Origin of the sequence: Segatella copri, assembly GCF_019249795.2 — a bacterium.
In the GTDB taxonomy this organism is placed as follows: Bacteria; Bacteroidota; Bacteroidia; order Bacteroidales; family Bacteroidaceae; genus Prevotella; species Prevotella copri_B.
Genome location: NZ_CP156891.1, coordinates 417,005 through 437,067 on the forward strand (window position 1 = coordinate 417,005; position 20,063 = coordinate 437,067).

19 protein-coding genes are annotated in these 20,063 nt (G+C 45.3%); 16 read left to right on the top strand and 3 right to left on the bottom strand.

From position 1 onward, the window contains the following. Nucleotides 1–23: 23 nt before the first annotated feature. Complete coding sequence (radA, locus tag KUA48_RS02000) at nt 24–1,508, bottom strand: DNA repair protein RadA (protein WP_218433382.1); 1,485 nt, start codon at nt 1,506–1,508, stop codon at nt 24–26. A gap of 324 nt (nt 1,509–1,832) precedes the next feature. Between radA and pgk the strand changes: the two genes are divergently transcribed. From pgk to KUA48_RS02025, 5 genes are all read left to right on the top strand, one after another. Next, nucleotides 1,833–3,080: a phosphoglycerate kinase gene (pgk, locus tag KUA48_RS02005; protein ID WP_118253296.1), complete on the top strand. Its 1,248-nt coding sequence runs from the start codon at nt 1,833–1,835 to the stop codon at nt 3,078–3,080. Nucleotides 3,081–3,321: 241 nt separating this feature from the next. Further along, nucleotides 3,322–5,016: a putative transporter gene (locus KUA48_RS02010; RefSeq protein WP_153073555.1), complete on the top strand. Its 1,695-nt coding sequence runs from the start codon at nt 3,322–3,324 to the stop codon at nt 5,014–5,016. A 223-nt stretch (nt 5,017–5,239) separates the two neighbouring features. After that, on the top strand, nt 5,240–6,268 hold the full coding sequence (locus tag KUA48_RS02015) for an OadG family protein (RefSeq protein ID WP_215652570.1): 1,029 nt from the start codon (nt 5,240–5,242) through the stop codon (nt 6,266–6,268). A 5-nt stretch (nt 6,269–6,273) separates the two neighbouring features. Beyond that, nucleotides 6,274–6,759 carry a biotin/lipoyl-containing protein gene (locus tag KUA48_RS02020; RefSeq protein WP_153088366.1) on the top strand — a complete coding sequence of 162 codons (486 nt, stop codon included), beginning with the start codon at nt 6,274–6,276 and terminating at the stop codon, nt 6,757–6,759. A 92-nt stretch (nt 6,760–6,851) separates the two neighbouring features. Beyond that, the gene (locus KUA48_RS02025; protein ID WP_022121790.1) at nt 6,852–8,000 is read left to right on the top strand and encodes a sodium ion-translocating decarboxylase subunit beta; all 1,149 of its coding nucleotides are present in this window, start codon (nt 6,852–6,854) and stop codon (nt 7,998–8,000) included. A gap of 116 nt (nt 8,001–8,116) precedes the next feature. Here the strand turns inward: KUA48_RS02025 and KUA48_RS02030 are convergent, their stop codons facing one another. Continuing rightward, on the bottom strand, nt 8,117–8,920 hold the full coding sequence (locus tag KUA48_RS02030) for a DUF4738 domain-containing protein (protein ID WP_118253302.1): 804 nt from the start codon (nt 8,918–8,920) through the stop codon (nt 8,117–8,119). A gap of 45 nt (nt 8,921–8,965) precedes the next feature. After that, nucleotides 8,966–9,520 carry a dTDP-4-dehydrorhamnose 3,5-epimerase gene (gene rfbC, locus KUA48_RS02035; protein ID WP_118253304.1) on the bottom strand — a complete coding sequence of 185 codons (555 nt, stop codon included), beginning with the start codon at nt 9,518–9,520 and terminating at the stop codon, nt 8,966–8,968. Between the two features lie 142 nt (nt 9,521–9,662). Here rfbC and KUA48_RS02040 point away from each other — a divergent pair, with 142 nt between their 5' ends. The 11 genes from KUA48_RS02040 to KUA48_RS02090 all read left to right on the top strand — a co-directional run bounded on the left by KUA48_RS02040 (nt 9,663) and on the right by KUA48_RS02090 (nt 20,046). Then, nucleotides 9,663–10,775: an SPOR domain-containing protein gene (locus tag KUA48_RS02040; RefSeq protein WP_334649346.1), complete on the top strand. Its 1,113-nt coding sequence runs from the start codon at nt 9,663–9,665 to the stop codon at nt 10,773–10,775. Between the two features lie 106 nt (nt 10,776–10,881). Then, nucleotides 10,882–11,418 carry an FHA domain-containing protein gene (locus KUA48_RS02045; protein WP_218433379.1) on the top strand — a complete coding sequence of 179 codons (537 nt, stop codon included), beginning with the start codon at nt 10,882–10,884 and terminating at the stop codon, nt 11,416–11,418. Nucleotides 11,419–11,647: 229 nt separating this feature from the next. After that, nucleotides 11,648–12,286, top strand: coding sequence for an imidazole glycerol phosphate synthase subunit HisH (hisH, locus tag KUA48_RS02050; RefSeq protein ID WP_118253307.1), 639 nt, complete (start codon nt 11,648–11,650; stop codon nt 12,284–12,286). Nucleotides 12,287–12,302: 16 nt separating this feature from the next. Next, the gene (hisA, locus tag KUA48_RS02055; protein WP_218433377.1) at nt 12,303–13,019 is read left to right on the top strand and encodes a 1-(5-phosphoribosyl)-5-[(5-phosphoribosylamino)methylideneamino]imidazole-4-carboxamide isomerase; all 717 of its coding nucleotides are present in this window, start codon (nt 12,303–12,305) and stop codon (nt 13,017–13,019) included. Between the two features lie 102 nt (nt 13,020–13,121). Next, complete coding sequence (gene hisF / locus KUA48_RS02060) at nt 13,122–13,904, top strand: imidazole glycerol phosphate synthase subunit HisF (RefSeq protein ID WP_022121796.1); 783 nt, start codon at nt 13,122–13,124, stop codon at nt 13,902–13,904. A gap of 44 nt (nt 13,905–13,948) precedes the next feature. Beyond that, a complete protein-coding gene (gene hisIE, locus KUA48_RS02065; protein WP_006846460.1) occupies nt 13,949–14,596 on the top strand; it encodes a bifunctional phosphoribosyl-AMP cyclohydrolase/phosphoribosyl-ATP diphosphatase HisIE in 648 nt (215 codons plus the stop codon). Between the two features lie 31 nt (nt 14,597–14,627). Then, nucleotides 14,628–15,344 carry a cell division ATP-binding protein FtsE gene (locus KUA48_RS02070; protein ID WP_022121797.1) on the top strand — a complete coding sequence of 239 codons (717 nt, stop codon included), beginning with the start codon at nt 14,628–14,630 and terminating at the stop codon, nt 15,342–15,344. A 27-nt stretch (nt 15,345–15,371) separates the two neighbouring features. Continuing rightward, nucleotides 15,372–16,694 carry an aspartate kinase gene (locus KUA48_RS02075; RefSeq protein ID WP_117586361.1) on the top strand — a complete coding sequence of 441 codons (1,323 nt, stop codon included), beginning with the start codon at nt 15,372–15,374 and terminating at the stop codon, nt 16,692–16,694. Nucleotides 16,695–16,833: 139 nt separating this feature from the next. Further along, a complete protein-coding gene (lysA, locus tag KUA48_RS02080) occupies nt 16,834–17,991 on the top strand; it encodes a diaminopimelate decarboxylase (protein WP_006846457.1) in 1,158 nt (385 codons plus the stop codon). 75 nt (nt 17,992–18,066) lie between these two features. Beyond that, the gene (locus KUA48_RS02085) at nt 18,067–19,209 is read left to right on the top strand and encodes a glycosyltransferase family 2 protein (protein ID WP_218433375.1); all 1,143 of its coding nucleotides are present in this window, start codon (nt 18,067–18,069) and stop codon (nt 19,207–19,209) included. 63 nt (nt 19,210–19,272) lie between these two features. Continuing rightward, complete coding sequence (locus KUA48_RS02090; protein ID WP_218433373.1) at nt 19,273–20,046, top strand: hypothetical protein; 774 nt, start codon at nt 19,273–19,275, stop codon at nt 20,044–20,046. Nucleotides 20,047–20,063: the final 17 nt, after the last annotated feature.

Sequence of the window (20,063 nt, forward strand, 5' to 3'; positions counted from 1 at the left end):
TGAACTGTTTGATTACTTTTACTTCACCCGAACAGGCAGCGGAATGCTTCTTCCACCTTCCTTACGGGATGAATTTCTATCTTATATTTCTTATGGTCGAAACCATGATTGTTGTACTTCGGAATGATGATGTGCTGGAATCCCAGTTTCTCGGCCTCAGCAATACGCTGCTCGATACGGCTCACCGGACGAACCTCACCGCTCAGACCTACCTCGCCTGCCATACACCAACCTTGCTCGATAGGCGTGTCAACATTGCTGCTCAATACGGCTGCCAACACACTCAAGTCCATGGCAGGATCGGTTACTCTCAATCCACCGGCAATATTCAGGAACACGTCCTTCTGCATCAGCTTGAACCCCACACGTTTCTCTAGAACCGCCAGGAGCATGTTCAAACGGCGCTGGTCAAACCCCGTTGCCGAACGCTGCGGAGTTCCATAGGCAGCTGTTGAAACCAAAGCCTGCGTCTCCACCAGAAACGGACGGACACCCTCGATGGCTGCGCTGATGGCAACACCCGAAAGCCCATCATGATCTTCAGTAAGCAGCAACTCTGAAGGATTGCTCACCTGTCGGAGTCCGCCTTGCATCATCTCATAGATTCCCAACTCAGAAGTACTTCCGAATCGGTTTTTGATGCTTCTCAAGATGCGGTACATGTAATGCTGGTCGCCCTCAAACTGAATCACCGTATCTACGATGTGCTCCAGAATCTTTGGTCCGGCAAGCGTTCCCTCCTTATTAATATGTCCTATCAGAATAACCGGAATGCCACTCGTCTTGGCAAATCGGAGCAGGGAGGCTGCACACTCGCGAACTTGGGAAACAGAACCCGGCGAACTGTCTACTTCTTCCGTAGCAATAGTTTGGATAGAATCTATAACTATCAGCTGTGGAGCCACTTCCTGAATATGACTGAAGATTTTCTCCAACTGCGTTTCACAGAGAACCGTAATATGATCAAAGGCTCCTTCTGATGAAAGAGAAGCCGTTTTCAGAATGTCCGCAGAAGAACCCTCTCTGAGCATCGCCTGTCCTTTAGCCAACCGGTCGGCACGGAGTTTAATCTGATGGGCACTCTCCTCTCCGCTCACATACAGGATGCGGCGGTCAGTCATGTTCAGAATAGTCTGCAAGGTGAGCGTACTCTTACCGATTCCCGGTTCACCGCCCAGGAGCGTAATGCTGCCAGGAACCATTCCGCCACCCAGCACACGGTTCAGCTCCTCGTCCTTCATATCGATGCGCGGTTCATCAATCGCAGAAATATCGCGAAGCTTCATCGGCGCAGCGTCATGCTCGCTGTGCTGCCCACCAAACATCGTGGCAACTCCACCATGACGCATGGTCATTCCGGCATTCTTCGCAGCCTGCGATCCGGAATCAGCAGCAATACGAATTTCCTTAAATGTATTCCATTGTCCGCAGCTAGGACATTTGCCCATCCATTTGGCACTTTCCTGTCCGCAATTGCTGCACACAAAAGCAATCTTATCTTTCGCCATTTTATCTCATTTATATGTAATAACGTTTTAACTGCGCACAAAGGTACTATTTATTATCGAAAAATCCAAAAAAAAAGTAATTTGTTAAGAATATATTTCATTTCTCTCCATTTTGTTTAACAAATCAGGCAGAAGGAAGCGCAAAACACGAATTTTGCAAACCCGATATAGCAAACAGACGATTTCATCTACTAAAAATCATAAAAACCGCTACTATATTTTGCTGATTCAAATATAATTTGTATCTTTGCCTTCGGTTTTTGAAACCAGCAGAAAGGTTTAGAACAATAAATTAGTACATAAACTAAATAAAATTTAGGTAAAATGAAAATTGAAGATTTTAACTTTGCCGGTCACAAGGCAATCGTGCGCGTTGACTTCAACGTGCCATTGGATGAAAATGGTAATGTAACAGACGACACTCGTATCCGCGGTGCCCTTCCTACATTGAAGAAGGTACTTGCAGACGGCGGTGCGCTCATCATGATGAGCCACATGGGTAAGCCAAAGGGCAAGGTTAAACCAGAGCTTTCTCTCTCTCAGATTGTTAAGAACGTATCAGACGCTCTCGGCGTAGACGTTAAGTTCGCTAAGGACTGCGGTAACGCTGATGCTGAGGCAGCTGCCTTGAAGCCAGGTGAGGCTCTCTTGCTCGAGAACCTCCGCTTCTATCCTGAAGAGGAAGGCAAGCCAGTTGGCGTTGAGAAGGGTACTCCAGAATTCGATGCTGCTAAGGCTGAGATGAAGGAGCGTCAGAAGAAGTTCGCTGCCAAGTTGGCTTCTTACGCTGACGTATATGTAATGGACGCATTCGGTACAGCTCACCGCAAGCACGCTTCTACAGCTGTCATCGCTGATTCTTTCGACAAGGATCACAAGATGCTCGGCTTCTTGATGGAGAAGGAAGTTAAGGCTGTTGACGCAGTTCTCGGCAACATCAAGCGCCCATTCACAGCTATCATGGGTGGTTCTAAGGTTTCTACTAAGATCGGTATCATTGAGAACCTGTTGACTAAGGTTGACAACCTGATTCTCTGCGGTGGTATGACTTATACATTCTCTAAGGCTCTCGGTGGCAAGATTGGTATGTCTATCTGCGAGGATGACAAGCTCGACGTTGCTCTCGACGTAATCAAGAAGGCTAAGGAGAACGGTGTAAACCTCGTACTCGGCACAGACTCTATCTGCGGTGACGACTTCAAGAACGACTGCAACACTCAGGTTTGCCCATCTAACAACATTCCTGACGGTTGGGAGGGTATGGACGCAGGTCCTGAGACTCGCAAGGCTTTCGCAGCTGCCATCAAGGGTGCCAAGACTATCCTCTGGAACGGTCCTGCAGGCGTATTCGAGTTCGACAACTTCGCTGGTGGTTCTAAGGCTATCGCTGAGGCAATCGCTGAGGCTACTAAGGAAGGTGCATTCTCACTCATCGGTGGTGGTGACTCTGTAGCTTGTATCAACAAGTTCGGTTTGGCTGATCAGGTATCTTACATCTCTACAGGTGGTGGTGCACTCCTCGAGGCTATCGAGGGTAAGGTATTGCCAGGTGTAGCAGCTATCGAGAAGTAATCTCATGTCAAAAAGAAAAACATTTGCAAAAAGGGCTTGATTTTTTACAAGAAAAAATAGGTTGGAGGGCATCCTATGTGATGTCCTCCAATTTTCAGTTTTAATTGAATCCCTAATAATCTACAGATTCTCTCTATAAACAGAACTGTATCTTTCATTTAAAACAAGCAACAGAAAACATAAATTCTAAAATAATTTGGTAAACTACAGGAATATAATTTTCTGATTTTAAAACGAATACATGGATTGGATTGTTAATCTCTTCACCAATACCGAGTCGGTGGCTCACATCGCCCTACTCTACGCTATCGTGATAGCTATTGGTGTTTACCTCGGAAAGATAAAGATTGGCGGCATTTCATTAGGTGTCACCTTTGTTCTCTTCGCAGGTATTTTGGCTGGCCACGTTGGCTTCACCGGTCCAAAGGAAATTCTCACATTCGTGCAAGACTTCGGCTTGATCCTCTTCGTCTTCATGATTGGTCTCCAGGTAGGACCTGGCTTCTTCGAGAGTTTCAAGAAAGGTGGTGTTACACTCAACATGCTTTCGGCTAGCGCTATTCTGCTCAACATCCTCGTGATGTTTGGTTGCTATTATCTCTTCTTTGATACGAGCAACCCTAACAACCTGCCTATGATGGTAGGTACTCTCTATGGTGCGGTTACTAATACTCCGGGTCTTGGTGCTGCCAACGAGGCTTTGCTCAGCGTCTTCCCTAATGGTGCTCCAAGTATTGCCAATGGTTATGCATGTGCTTATCCTCTTGGTGTAGTGGGCATTATCGGTGCTACTATCCTTATCAAGTACATCTGTAAGATTAATACAGCTGATGAGGAAGAACAGCTTAACGAAGAAGATGCCGCCAACCCACACGCTAAGGCCCATAACATGCACTTGCGCGTGGAAAATGCTTATATTACAGGCAGAACGCTGAGAGAAGTTTCAGAGTTCTTGAACCGTGACATTGTATGTTCACGACTGCTCCACAATGGCGAGGTGAGCATTCCTAACAGCAAGACTAAGTTTGAGGTTGGAGACGAATTGCTCGTTGTATGTGCAGAGGCTGATGCAGAAGCCATCAAGGCTTTTATCGGACCAGAGGTTGAAGCTGAATGGGACCGCGAGAAGGATGAAGTACAGCATTTTGTTTCTCGCCGTATCGTCGTTACCCGTCCGGAAATGAACGGTAAGACCTTGGGTAAGATGCACTTCTCCAGCGTATACGGCGTTAACGTAACCCGTATTTCCCGTCAGGGAATGGACATCTTTGCAGGCAGAAACCACCACTTCCACGTAGGTGATAAGATCTTGGTTGTAGGTCCTGAAGAGAATGTGAACCGTGTGGCTGAAATTATGGGCAACTCTGTAAAGCGCCTCGATGCGCCTAACATTGCCACTATCTTCGTAGGCATTATGGTAGGTATTATCTTCGGTTCTCTCCCATTTGCCATTCCGGGAATGCCGGTGCCTTTGAAGTTGGGTATTGCCGGAGGTCCGCTTATCATCGCCATCCTCATCGGCCGTTTCGGCTATCGCATGAAGCTGGTAACTTATACGACGACTTCGGCTAATATGATGCTGCGAGAAATAGGACTTGTACTCTTCCTGGCGAGTGTGGGAATCAAGGCTGGAGCCGGATTCTGGGACACAGTAGTACAGGGTGACGGTTTGAAATATGTGGGATGCGGTTTCCTCATCACCGTTATTCCTATCCTCATCATCGGTACGATTGCCCGCCTGAAGTTTAAGTTCAACTACTTCACCATCATGGGTATGCTCGCCGGTACTTACACAGACCCTCCTGCATTGGCTTATGCAAATGCTTCTTGCTCAAAGGAGGCTCCAGCTGTAGGATACTCTACGGTTTATCCATTGAGCATGTTCCTCCGTATCTTTACAGCCCAGATAGTGGTGCTGTTCTTCTGCGGAGCGTAAGACTTACAAAAGTTAACAAAACAACTGAAAATAGTTATAAATTATAAAAGAGGTGCACAAAGATAAAAAATTGTGCACTTTTTTTGTTGTCTTTTCAGAAATTCTTCGTACCTTTGAGCACAAGAAACAAACCTAATGAATCTTCTAGGAACAGCTATCGTTCCTATATGATGCAGATTTTTTCGAAAAATGAAACAATAACCCTATAAACGTTAGTAAGCGTATGAAGAAATTGGGATTTCTGATAACCATACTAGTCATCACGTCCTTGCCCGCTTGGAGTCAAGGAGCCAAAAGTATCCGTATTACGGAGGTGATGACCGACAACCGTACCAATCTTGTAGATGAGTACGGGCAGCACAAACCATGGGTGGAATTGAGCAATTCCTCCTTTACCACGTATAATGTGCGTGGTATGTTCCTAACCACCGACCGAAGGGTTCTCGACAAGAAAATGTCGCCTGAAGCTCGTCGACAGTTGATGTGTCCATTGCCTAACAATGAACCACGAACCACACTGGGAGGCAAGAAGAGCATCGTTATCTTCGACAGCAGTTCCTGGTACCAGGATGGCAGGAACGGACAACATTGGAAGGCAAAGAATTCTTTCAACTCGGGACCTTTTCATCTCAATCTTATTCTACAGGAAAAGATGCCCAACTGGATAGCACTCTATGACGGAAATGCCGTTGACCTGATTGACTCCGTAAGCGTGCCAGTGTTGGCTGCCGATGAGAGTTTTGAACTGAGTAAGGACCTCAAGACATGGGAGAAAGCCATTGCCGGATCAGTAACTCCAGGCTATCTGCCTCAAAACACAGGTTTGAGTAAAGCCCAGCAATTGAAGAAAAGCGACCCATACGGAATAGGAATCGCCGTACTGTCAATGGGAATCGTATTTGCCTGCCTTGCTCTCCTCTTCATCGTGTTCTGGGTTTTCGGAGCCTACATGAAACATAAACAGCGCATCGCCCGTGCTACTGAGAAGCACGCCACCTTATTATATAAGACAGGAAAGAAGACCATCGAGGTTACTCAAGGCCTCAGTCATAAGACCAACGTGATTCTGAAAGATGGTTTAGAAACCAAGGGTATTGATAAGGAGATTTACATGGCAGTCATCTCCCTTGCACTACAGGAATATCTGGAAGATGTTCATGATGTAGAACCAGGCATTATCACCATCAAGCCAAAACAGACCAGATGGAATGCTCCGAAATTCAACAACAACAATAACAACGTTAAAATATAAAAACTATGGCAAAGTACGAATATAAGGTTAAAGGCGTAGATTACGTCGTTGAAATACAGGATATTGAAGGCAATATCGCCAATGTAACCGTGAATGGAATTCCATTCGAAGTGGAAATGAAACAGCCGGTTAAGAGCAGTAAGCAGAAAGTAAAGTTAACTGATGGACAAAACAACATTTCTGCCAGCTCTGTTGCAAGCGCAGGTTCTGCTGCAGGTTCAAGTTCTGCTGCAAGTTCTGATTCTGCTTCATCAAGCAAACAGGCAACTCCTGCTGCAGGCAAACCAGTTGTTGCCCCTCTGCCTGGCACTATCAACGAAATCAAGGTGAAAGTCGGTGACAAGGTGAACACAGGCGATACTGTTGTCGTTCTCGAAGCCATGAAGATGCAGAACAGCATCGATGCAGAAACTTCGGGAACCATTACCAGCATCAACGTGAACGAGGGAGACGCAGTAATGGAAGGAGACACGCTTGTTACGATCGCGTAATAAGCTGTTTAGACAAAAAGCTAATGATTACTCTCCAATCAAAAGACTAATCATAAAGTTCAATGTTCAACTTTCAAAGTTCAAAGTAAATTATGGATTTCATCATACAAAACTTCAATGAGTTTCTTACCTTTACGGGCTTTGCCAACGCCTCGGCAGGAAACCTCATCATGATTCTAGTGGGAGCACTCTTTATCTGGCTCGCCATCAAGAAAGATTTTGAGCCGCTGCTTCTGGTTCCTATCGGATTGGGAATCATTCTTGGCAACATTCCATTCCGTGCCGATGCAGGACTCGAAATAGGTTTATACGAAGACAACTCCGTTCTGAACATCTTCTACCAGGGAGTGAAACAGGGCTGGTACCCGCCACTCGTATTTCTGGGCATTGGAGCCATGACCGACTTCTCTGCGCTCATTTCCAACCCGAAGCTCATCCTGATTGGAGCCGCTGCCCAATTTGGAATCTTCGGCGCATATATGATTGCACTGGCTCTGGGATTCGAACCTAACCAGGCAGCTGGCATTGCCATTATCGGAGGAGCAGACGGACCAACCGCCATCTTCCTGAGCAGCAAACTGAGTCCGAACCTCATGGGAGCCATTGCGGTTTGCGCCTACTCTTACATGGCACTGGTGCCTGTAATCCAGCCACCTTTGATGCGACTACTTACAACCAAGAAAGAGCGCGTCATCAAGATGAAACCGGCACGTCAGGTTTCACAGACCGAAAAGATTCTCTTCCCTATCATCGGTCTGCTTCTCACCACCTTTATCGTTCCATCCGGTTTGCCATTATTAGGAATGCTGTTCTTCGGAAATCTTCTGAAAGAGAGTGGAAAGACAACCCGACTCGCCAAGACAGCAAGCAGCAGCTTGAATGATATTGTCGTTATCCTCCTCGGCCTGACCGTAGGCTGTTCTACCCAGGCTTCAGAGTTTCTGACATTAAACACCATCAAAATCTTTGCTCTCGGTGCTCTTGCTTTCATCATCGCATCGGCAAGCGGGATCTTATTCGTCAAGCTGATGAATCTCTTCTTGCCAAAAGGCAAGAAACTGAACCCACTTATCGGAAACGCCGGAGTGAGTGCCGTACCAATGAGTGCACGCATCTCCAACAACCTAGGTCTGGAATACGACCGCCACAACTTCCTTCTCATGCACGCCATGGGACCAAACGTTGCGGGAGTCATCGGTTCTGCCGTTGCAGCCGGAGCTTTGCTGGGATTCTTCAATTAAAAGTTGAGCCACCAAGCTATCCCTCCAGGATAAGCACATAAAAAAGAATCGCCCTGAAAGGACAAAAGCATCTTACATTCAATGCTTTCCCTTTCAGGGCGACTTTTTTATTTTTTTTAGCTCTTAACCCGCATTCGCATTTTTCCTTCAAAGGAAATGATAACCTCAACCTGATAACTCAAACTGCTGTCAGGCATTGCCAGAACAGCAAGATAATGAATGCCAGATTCATCTATCTTATTGAATACGATGTCGCTCAATATAGACTGGTCCAAGAAAGAAGCAGGAACCTGCTTATCGAAATCCTTCTTATGAAAATCACGAGAGAACAGACAGTTGGCACCATGATAAACATGCAAGTTCACAATATTATCATAATAAACATTGTCTACCTCAACACCATCATCATTATAAGAACTCTTGTAGACCTTATAACTTGTTGGGTTAACCTGTACGTAGAGATGATATTTCTCATCGCCCCTTACAACCACCGTATCACGTTTAATCAGCGTATTCTGATTCAGCGCCACGGAAGCATGGTTGTGGATGAACTGCTGCAAATAAGACTTATCTTCCGTCTTCACCAGCTTAACCACATCCCCATTCTGCACTTTAAACTGGAAAATATGCTCAGCCTGTTTTACAATCGGATATTTTGCAAGATTAGCACCCTTCATTACAAGCGTATCGCCAGCAATGTAGAAGTAGACAGGCTGACTGGTTGAATCAGGATAATAAATCGTATCGCCTTTTACGCGGAACGCCACATCATCCTCATCGTCATCGTTCAACCAAATGCCTTGCAACATCTTCTTAGCCGCAGTATCTTCCTTCACTTCCTGTTGCTTTTCGACCTTCTGCCCACAAGCAACAAGAGTCAAGATACAACTGAGCAGCCATAAATTAACTATCTTTTTCATGATGAGTTCTTTAAATAAATTAATCGGTAAAAGCTGATGCCAATTCTACTCGAAATAATCAGCCTCTTCGAAAGACTTTGCCTTGGTTCTGTCTTTTTCTGACGTAAGCACCTCAACTCCTTCAATAGGCCATTTTATTCCGATAGTAGGATCATCCCAATGAATACTGGCTTCGTAATCAGGAGCATAAACATTATCTACTTTATAAGTAAAGATGACTTCGTCACTCAGTACCAGGAAACCATGGGCAAAACCGCGAGGAATGAAAAACTGACGTTTGTTCTCTCCACTCAGTTCAACCATTACATATTTACCGAAAGTCTTACTGCCCTTTCTCAAGTCAACAGCTACATCCAGCACGCGGCCTTTGATGACACGCACCAACTTAGCCTGCGAGAATTCACCTTTCTGATAGTGCAAACCTCTGAGCACACCACGAGCCGACATCGATTCATTGTCTTGCACAAACTCCACATGCCCTCCAACGTGAGCATCAAAGTCAGCCTGCTTCCATGCTTCAAAGAAATAGCCGCGAGCATCTTCAAATACCCGAGGTTCTATCAGCCAGACTCCTTCAATTTCTGTCTCTGTATATTTCATTGATTTATACCTTATTTATTTTAGGCACAAAGGTAATACTTTTTCCCGAAACGACAAAACAAATTAGACTTTTTATGATTTCATCGAAAATTTTCTCTATTTTCTGTTGGTCATTTCCGAAAAAATCACTACCTTTGCAAACGTGAATAGACTAGAAAGACATATAGAGATCCTACTTTTGAGCAACGATTGCGTGATTGTCCCAGGATTTGGTGGCTTCATGGCTCATCATGTAGATGCGCGTTACGATGGCAGAGACAGCATGTTTCTGCCACCGCTGAGAACTATTGGCTTTAACCCACAGCTCCAGATGAACGATTCTCTCCTTGCACTTTCGTATGTTGAAGCATACGACATCAGCTATCCGGAAGCTTTGAACCGCATTGCTGATGAAGTGACAGAGATGCGTCAGACTCTGGAGAATTCAGGAAAATTTGAACTGAATGATATTGGCACCATCATATTGAACGAAGACGGAAATTATACCTTCGAACCATGCGAGGCGGGCATTCTTACCCCTGAGTTGTATGGTTTGGGTGGCTTAAACATGCTCCCACTCGCGCAGATTTCTGCAGAAGAGGTTCAGAAGACTGAAGATTCTGCTGCTTCAATCATTGAAATGCCAGCAAAGACACTAGAAAACAATCGTACAGAAAGCAAAGTCAAGAATCAGGATAGTAACCAGAAGATGGAGAGTGGACTCTCTGTCAACAATTCCGTGTTCGTTAACGAAGAAGAAGAATCAAATGCCGAATTCATCAGCATCAAGAAGAGCTGGTTGCGCAATATTGCAGCAGCCTGCATCGCTCTCATTGCATTCTTCACCTACTCTTCTCCATTGGGAACCCCAACCGTTCAGAAGAGCCAAATCGACACAGGCATGCTGAACCGCATCATGCCTAAGGAGATTAATAAGGTTGCGCAACCTCAAGAACTGGTTCTTAGTACAGAATCACAGGCAGAAGAGAGCATTCCTGCCAAATCTGTCAACATGACTCAGGACAACGAATTGCAAACAGCTTCTTCTTACTATAGCATCGTTTTGGCAAGTCGTGTTACCAAGCGCAATGCTGCGAGCTATGCTGAACTTCTCCAAAACAAGGGATTCAAGGAAGCTAGGGTGTTAATTACGGATAATAATGTAAAAGTTATATACGGAACATACTCTACCGAGGGCGAAGCTTATACTGCTCTCAACCGTTTACACAACTATGATGCTTTTACTGACGGCTGGATTACGAAAGTGAAAGAATAGTTGATAGGTAAGAGTTTATAGCTTATAGCTAGAACAAATAGCAAGGAGTATCGGAAACTTCTACAACACATTATTATAATAAAGACAGAAAAGTAAGAAAAAGAATATGAAAAGAGTACGTTGTCCTAAATGCGATAATTTTATCACCTTCGATGAGACCAAGTATCAGGCAGGTCAGAGTCTCGTTTTCGTTTGTCCTAATTGCAATAAGCAGTTTGGCATCCGAATGGGAGTTTCCAAGCTCCGCGAAACTCGCAAGGAGGAAAAACTTGACGAGAATGCCAACGAGAAGGGATACGGTTCTATCGTTGTCATCGAGAACGTATTCGCTTACAAACAGGTCATCCCGCTCCAGTTAGGCGACAACATCATCGGCCGCTACATGAAGAACAGCGGAATCAACTGCCCTATCGAAACCGTAGACCCAAGCGTTGACATGAACCATTGCGTAATCAACGTTAGCCGCGACAAGAAAGGCAAATTGAAATATGTACTCCGCGATGGACCAAGTTATACAGGAACTTTCGTTGACAATGAGATTCTGGGTGACAGAGAACGCCGCGTTATCGAAGACGGAACCCTGTTCACCATCGGAGCAACTTCTATCATTCTCCGCACAGCAGACAGTAAAGAAGAAAACTAAGAAGTTTCGATTATCAAAATAAACACTTCAAAAGGAGCAATTAGATGTTGGTTTACATTCAATTGCTCCTTTTTCACTTAACGGAAACGTAAAAACACGCCATATTTCTAACTTTCTGAAAGAAATCTACTATATTTCGTAATCTTTTTGCTTTTATTTTCTTTAAATTAAAAGAAAATGTGTACCTTTGCATCGAAAAATAAGAAATAGAAACGAATTACGTTAGGTTATGGATGTAGCAATCGTAAAATATAATGCCGGAAATATCTATTCCGTAGTCAACGCCATGAAGCGTTTAGGCATCGAACCTGTACTTACAGATGATGCAGAAATGCTCCAGAAGGCTGACCGCGTTCTCTTCCCAGGACAAGGCCAGGCAAGAGAAGCAATGGAATATCTGAAGGCTCATCAGCTTGATCAAGTAATCAAGAACTTGAAGCAACCCGTCCTGGGCATTTGTGTAGGACAGCAACTCTTGTGCCGCCATTCGGAAGAAGGTGACGTAGATTGCATCGGAATCTTTGATGTAGATGTAAAGCGATTCCTGCCTCAGAAACACGAAGACAAGGTGCCTGCTATGGGCTGGAATGAAATCTATGATTTGAAGACAGACCTTTATAAGGGGTTCGGAAACAGAATGGATTCTGACTCAGACAAGTCTACCGCTGATGCACTGCTTCATCCCTACTCCTATTTCGTACATAGTTATTATGTGCCACTCTGCGAGGAGACCATTGCCAAGGCAGAATACATTCTTCCTTATAGCGCATCGCTCCACAAAGATAATTTCTATACCTGCCAGTTCCATCCGGAAAAGAGCGGAAAGGTGGGAGAACGGATTTTAAAGAATTTTTTAGAGATAAAATAAAAGAGAAAATACAAATATGATAGAATTAATTCCAGCTATCGACTTGATAAATGGCCAGTGTGTTCGTCTTACCAAAGGCGATTACGACCAGAAGAAGGTTTACAATGACAATCCTGCCGAGATTGCAAAACAGTTTGAGCAGATGGGCTTCAAACGCCTTCATGTAGTAGACCTCGATGGAGCCAAGTCAAAGCACATCGTAAATGATGCGGTGTTGAAGGCCATTACCACAGAAACCTCTCTCGTGGTTGATTTCGGTGGCGGAATCAAGACCGAAGAAGATATTGAGAAAGCTTTTGCTGCAGGAGCAAGCATGGTTACAGTGGGCAGCATTGCCGTCACCAATCCTGAACTCTTCATGCAATGGCTAGACAAGTATGGAGCCGACCGCCTGATTCTGGGAGCCGACGTAAGAAACGGAAAGATTTCTATCAACGGATGGAAAGAAGATTCTTCTGAAGATCTCCTTCCTTTCCTGAAAAAGTACATCGATAAAGGCGTACGCAATGTTCTCTGCACAGAAATCAGCAAAGACGGAACGCTGCAGGGACCTGCCATAGAACTCTACAAAGAAGTAATGGCTGACTATCCTCAACTGCATCTTATCGCCTCAGGCGGAGTGAGTTGCAACGAAGACATCGAAGCATTGGAAACTGCAGGAATTCCTGCCGTAGTATTTGGAAAAGCTTTCTACGAAGGGAAAATCGATGTTAAGAAACTAGTTAATAGTTAAATAGTTGACAGTTAATATTAATAGCTGACAGTTGATTGCTCGGAACTATTCTCGACACGCCCTGTAAGGGCAAAAGCTTCAATCGATAAGAATTAAAATACAATGGTGAAAATTCAAAGTAAAAGCAAAGGATTAGCTAAACGAATCGTTCCTTGTCTTGATGTAAAGAACGGCGAGACGGTAAAGGGAACCAATTTCGTAAACCTTCGCAGCGCTGGTGACCCGGTAGAACTGGGAAAAGCTTATAGCGATGCTGGAGCCGATGAGCTCGTATTCCTCGATATTACAGCGAGTTTCGAAGAGCGCAAAACCTTTACGGATATGGTAACCCGCGTGGCTGCCGAAATCAATATCCCATTTACTGTGGGAGGTGGAATCAATGAACTCAAAGATGTTGACCGCCTGCTCAACGCAGGAGCCGACAAGGTTAGCATCAACAGTGCTGCCATCCGACATCCGGAGCTCATCGATGAAATTGCCAACCATTATGGCTCACAGGTTTGCGTATGCGCCATTGATGCACGTCTCGATTCTGACGGCTGGCACTGTTATGTAAAAGGCGGAAGAGAACGGGTGGAACTAGGACTGTTTGACTGGGCTAAGGAAGTAGCCGACCGGGGTGCCGGTGAAATTCTCTTTACCAGTATGGATCATGACGGTGTGAAACAGGGATTCGCAAACGAAGCCCTCGCCCGTCTTGCTGAAGAAGTAAGCATTCCTATCATCGCCTCAGGAGGTGCAGGAAAAATGGAGCATTTCCGCGATGCGTTCACCCAAGGCAAGGCAGATGCTGCCCTGGCAGCCAGCGTGTTCCACTTTGGCGAGATTGCCATTCCTGACCTCAAGAAATACCTGAGAGAAGAAGGAATCAACGTGAGAATATAGAACACGGGGAATATAATAATGTAAGAAAATAAAAACAAGATAAAATGGAAATAGATTTCGAAAAATTAGGCGGACTGGTTCCTGCCATCATCCAAGACGCAGTTACAAAGAACGTCTTGATGCTTGGCTTCATGAATCAGGAAGCATACGATAAGACAATAGCAACCAAAAAGGTAACATTCTGGAGCCGTTCACGCAACTGCCTCTGGACAAAAGGTGAAACATCAGGCAACTTCCTGAATCTCGTTAGCATTCAGAACGACTGCGATAACGACACCTTGCTGGTTAAGGTTCACCCAGATGGTCCAACCTGCCACAAAGGTACAGACACCTGCTGGGCAGAAGAAAATACACTCAACCCAATCCTCTTTCTCTCAGAGCTTCAGGACTTCATCAACAAGCGCCACGAAGAAATGCCAGAGGGAAGCTACACTACCAGCCTCTTCAAGAAAGGCGTTAACAAAATGGCACAAAAGGTTGGAGAAGAAGCTGTTGAAACCATTATCGAAGCCACAAACGGCAACAACGAGAAACTCATTTACGAGAGTTCAGACCTTCTCTATCACCTCATCGTTCTGCTCACAAGCAAGGGCTTGAGAATAGAAGATGTTGTGAAAGAACTTCAGATGCGTCACGATCCGGAATGGGATAAGAAACGCCGCGTTGCCAAGAGCAAGGGCGAAATGAAATAACAAACTAACATTAAGGAGAAAAAAATAGAAGATGTTAATAGATTATCAGAACGTCAGCATATATCAGGCCGACAAGTGCGTGCTCCAAAACATCAATTTCCATATTGACGAAGGAGAATTTGCCTACCTTATTGGAAAAGTCGGCTCTGGTAAAAGTTCGCTATTAAAGACACTTTATTGCGAACTAGATCTTGTAGAAGGCGAAACCGAGAAGGCTGAAATTCTCGGCAGAGACCTCAAAACTATCAGGCGAAAGGAGATTCCGGCTCTGCGTAAGGAATTGGGAATCATCTTTCAGGATTTCCAGCTGCTACACGACCGCACCGTTCGCAAGAACTTTGAATTCGTACTCAAGGCAACAGGCTGGAAAAACAAAAAAGACAGAGAAAAGCGTATCGAAGAGGTGCTCAACGAAGTAGGCATGATTGATAAAATCGACAAGATGCCTCATGAGCTCTCAGGTGGTGAGCAGCAGCGTGTAGCCATCGCCCGCGCCATTCTCAATAATCCTAAAATCATCATCGCCGATGAGCCTACAGGCAATCTCGACCCAGAGACTGCCAGTAACATCGTGAGTCTGCTGAAAGACATCACCAAACAAGGCACAGCTGTTGTGATGACAACCCATAACATCCCGATGCTCGACAAATTCCCAGGCATCGTTTACCGCTGTAAGGAAGGTGTGCTCTACGACGTAACCAACGAGTACAACCACATCGACCTCACAGAGGATGGAGAAGATAATTAAGTGAAATAATTAAATAAAATTACGACTATGAAGGTAATGAAATTCGGAGGTACTTCTGTAGGCTCACCAGAGCGCATGAAGGGAGTAGCCTCTTTGGTTACAGAATCAGGTGAACCAACTTTCATCGTATTGTCTGCGATGAGCGGTACAACAAACTCTCTCGTTGAAATCTCTGACTATCTTTACAAGAAGAATCCAGAGGGCGCCAACGAGGTAATCAACAACTTGGAGAAGAAATACATGCAGCATGTAGAAGAACTCTACTCTACCGAGGAGATGAAAAATACGACTCGTGAGTTCTTGCAGGGCGAATTCAACTATCTCCGCTCATTCACCAAAGACCTCTTCACTTCTTTCGAGGAGAAGAGCATCGTGGCTCAGGGCGAGATGATGAGCACCAACATGGTTGTAAACTACTTGAAGGAACAGGGTGTAAAGGCTGTATTGCTCAGTGCATTAGACTTTATGCGCACTGACAAGAACGCAGAACCGGATCCTCAGTACATCAAGGAGAAGTTGGCTGCTATCATGGAGCAGAACCAGGGCTATCAGATTTACATCACTCAGGGATTCATCTGCCGCAACGCATACGGCGAGGTTGACAATCTGCAGCGTGGCGGTAGCGACTACACCGCATCTCTTATCGGTGCAGCTCTCCCAGCTGACGAAATTCAGATCTGGACCGATATCGACGGAATGCACAACAACGACCCTCGTGTCGTAGAGCACACTGAGGCAGTACGCCAGTTGAACTTCGAGGAGGCTGCAGAGTTGGCTTACTTCGGTGCCAAGATTCTCCACCCTACCTGTGTTCAGCCAGCTAAGTATGCAGGCATCCCTGTACGCTTGAAGAACACCATGGATCCTAAGGCCGACGGTACAATCATCGACAATGTCATCGTACGCGGCAAGATCAAGGCTGTTGCTGCCAAGGACAACATCACAGCCATCAAAATCAAGAGTAGCCGCATGTTGCTCGCTACAGGTTTCCTACGCAAGGTATTCGAAATCTTCGAGAGCTATCAGACTCCAATTGATATGATTGCTACTTCAGAGGTGGGTGTCAGCATGAGTATTGATAATGATTCTCATCTTAACGACATCGTAAACGAGCTGAAGAAATATGGTACAGTAACTGTAGATTCTGATATGTGCATCATCTGCGTTGTAGGTGATTTGGACTGGAGCAACGTTGGCTTCGAGACCATCGCTACCGATGCGATGAAGAACATTCCTGTACGCATGATTTCTTATGGTGGTTCTAACTACAACATCTCATTCCTCATCAGAGAGAAAGATAAGAAGCAGGCATTACAGAACTTGAGCAACGTATTGTTCGAGAAGAAGTAAAGCAAATGAAAACGAAGAGTGAAAAGTGAAGAATTCGTATGTAATGCTTCCTATCCACTCTTCGTTGGATATTCTGATTTACTATAAATTGGATATTCTGATTTAACTATAATAAGGTATTAATTTAAGATTAAGTGAAATGAAAGGTACATTTCCGATAGATAAGTTTCAGGAGATACAGACTCCGTTCTACTATTACGACACCAATGTGTTGCGCCAGACATTGAAAACCATCAATGAAGAGGCTGGCAAGCACGAGGGATTTGAAGTGCACTATGCCGTAAAGGCAAATGCTAACCCTAAGGTGCTCAATATCATCTGTCAGGCTGGTTTAGGAGCCGACTGTGTGAGCGGAGGAGAAATTCAGGCAGCCATCAAAGCCGGATTTCCAGCCAGCAAGATTGTTTACGCTGGTGTAGGCAAAAGCGATTGGGAAATCAACCTCGGATTGGAGAAAGGCATCTTCTGCTTCAATGTAGAGAGTATTCCGGAGTTGGAAATCATCAATGAACTGGCTGAAAAACAGAATAAGATTGCGCAGGTTTGTTTCCGCATCAATCCGGATGTCGGCGCCCATACGCATGCAAACATCACAACAGGTCTGGCAGAAAACAAGTTCGGAATTGCCATGCGCGACATGGAAGCCGTAATCGAAGAGGCTGCCAAGATGAAGAACATCCAGTTCCTCGGACTGCACTTCCACATCGGAAGCCAGATCCTCGACATGGGGGATTTCGAGGCACTCTGCAACCGTATCAACGAACTTCAGAACCAGCTTGAAGCACATCACATCGTTGTGAAGAACATCAATGTGGGAGGCGGATTGGGCATTGACTATAATCATCCAAACCGACAGCCAATCCCTAATTTCAAGGATTATTTCGATACATACGCAAAGAAACTGAAGTTGCGCGATGGTCAGAAGCTTCACTTCGAGTTAGGTCGCGCTGTAGTGGGTCAGATGGGTTCTCTCATCACCAAGACACTCTACATCAAGCAGGGCACAGCCAAGCAGTTTGCCATTGTGGATGCAGGAATGACCGACCTTATCCGTCCTGCTCTCTATCAGGCTTACCATAAGATTGAAAACATCTCAAGCGATGAACCTGTAGAAACTTACGACGTAGTAGGTCCTATCTGCGAATCAAGCGATGTCTTCGGCAAGGCTGTCGACATCAACAAAGCCCATCGCGGCGACCTCATCGCCCTCCGCTCAGCCGGAGCCTATGGTGAGATTATGGCGAGCCAGTATAACTGTCGCCAGTTGCCAAAGGGGTATATTACAGAAGACTTTTAATATAGTTGAAAGTTAAAAGTTAAGAGTTTATAGGATTCTCCTTTCTCTAGCTTTCTATATTACGAGAAAAAGAAAATGATGATCATTAGTACAACTACTATAATAGCAGGCGCAGTGGTGGTTTTATTGGCGGTTCTCGGATCGCTGATAAATCCATTTCTGCGCTCGTTGCGCTTTCAAAAAACAGAAACGGCAGAGAATCAACCTCCTGTCAGTATACTCATTACCGCACACGATAATCTTACTGAATTGGAGAGGAATCTCCCTATGTTCCTGCGTCAGCAGTACGCTGCCGACTATCAGGTAATCGTAGTCTGCCAGAGTACAGATGGCGAGACACAGGATTTTCTGAAGCGAACAGCAGCCGAGAACCCTCATCTGTATTATACTTACATTCCTGAGAGTTCACGCTACATGAGCCGCAAGAAATTGCAGATTACACTGGGTGTGAAGGCAGCCAAACATGAATGGATTATTTTGACAGAACCTAATTGCCGCCCAAGCAACGACAAGTGGCTGCAAACCATGGTCCGTCAATGTCAGGACCCCAACCATCTGGTATTGGGATATGTAGCCCTTGATGAGGAAACCAAGAGCGTACGCCGTTTCGACAGCATCCGCAAGGCTTACTATGTTTTGCGCCGTGCCCAGCAGACCTATGGTTATCGCAGCCACATGCCAAACGTAGCGTTCCGCAAGAGCGACTTCATGAAGGAACAGGGCTATCAGGGCAACCTGGAATATGTTCGCGGCGAATACGATTTTCTCGTCAACAAGTATGCCCATTGTGGCGATACAGCTACAGAACTGGATTGCGATGCATGGCTCATCCGCGAAGCACCATCGAACAAGGGCTGGCACAATGCCCACCTCTATCTGCAGGCTTCACGCAAGAGTTTGGAAAGAGCCGGTTCCATGCGAACCCTCATGTTCTTTGACCATCTCATGCCACATCTCAGCCTGATAGCAACACTGGCCGTTGCAGCCTACTCTATCCTCATGAAGAATTGGATTCTTACAGGATGCGCAGGTTTCAGTTTCCTCCTGCTGTTCATCGTGAGAATGCTGATAGCCAACAAGGCCATCAAACACTTTGATGACGGAATAGCGATGTTCAAACTGCCATTCTTCGAATATGGAATTATCTGGAGAAATCTGGCTACCAAATTGCGCTATTGGCGGGCTGACAAAAACGATTTCACTTCTCATAAACTCTAGACAGGGCAAAAAGGAAGTAACAGTCTATCAGAATAATAACAGTTAAAAATAACCGACAGAACGATGAAAGTATATTTGTTCATTTCCAACCATAAGAAGTTGCTGAAGATGTATCTTCCATACATCGAAGCCTTGAATAAACAGCTCGACATCACCAACAGTCTGGTTGATGCCGACATTGTGTTGGTTATAGGAGCATGGACATGGCAGGGAGCCCAGATAGCCAAGAAAGCAAAGCAGATGGACATTCCCTACATCGTTTGTCCACTAGGCGATATTTCTGAGAGAAACTGCAAGAACCCTTACTTGAAGCGTTCACTGCAACACTCTATGTATCAGAAAGCCATGTACGCCAAAGCCAACCTCATAGTAGCTACTACCCCTATGGAGAAAAACTATCTGGAAAAGAAAGGTTGGAACAAGCGCATCGCCCTGATTCGCTATGCAGGCTACAGTCATCTTACCAACACTGAAGCCATGATGCAAAACTGGCAGGAGACGGATGAGGAGACGCTGGCAGTCTTCGAGCAGCAAAAGGCAGAAGCCATCGCTGCCCAAACCAAACAGGCAATCATCGCACAGATTATGCAGATAAAAAGCCGCATGCCGCATCAGAATATTCCGCAAAAATATCTTGACGATTTACACACTCTCCTCTATGCTGATGATTATGATGAGGATGCTATCAAGCAAGAACTGGCAGAGAAGAAACTCTCTTCCTATGCCGCCTCCGTTTTCCAGGCCATGACAGATAAAACAGGACTCACAGAAGGCTTCATGCCGATTCCTGCCAAAAAGGGCAGAAAGAGTAAAGAGATTCTGAAATTTGTGAAATAAAAGAAATCTGAAGTTTG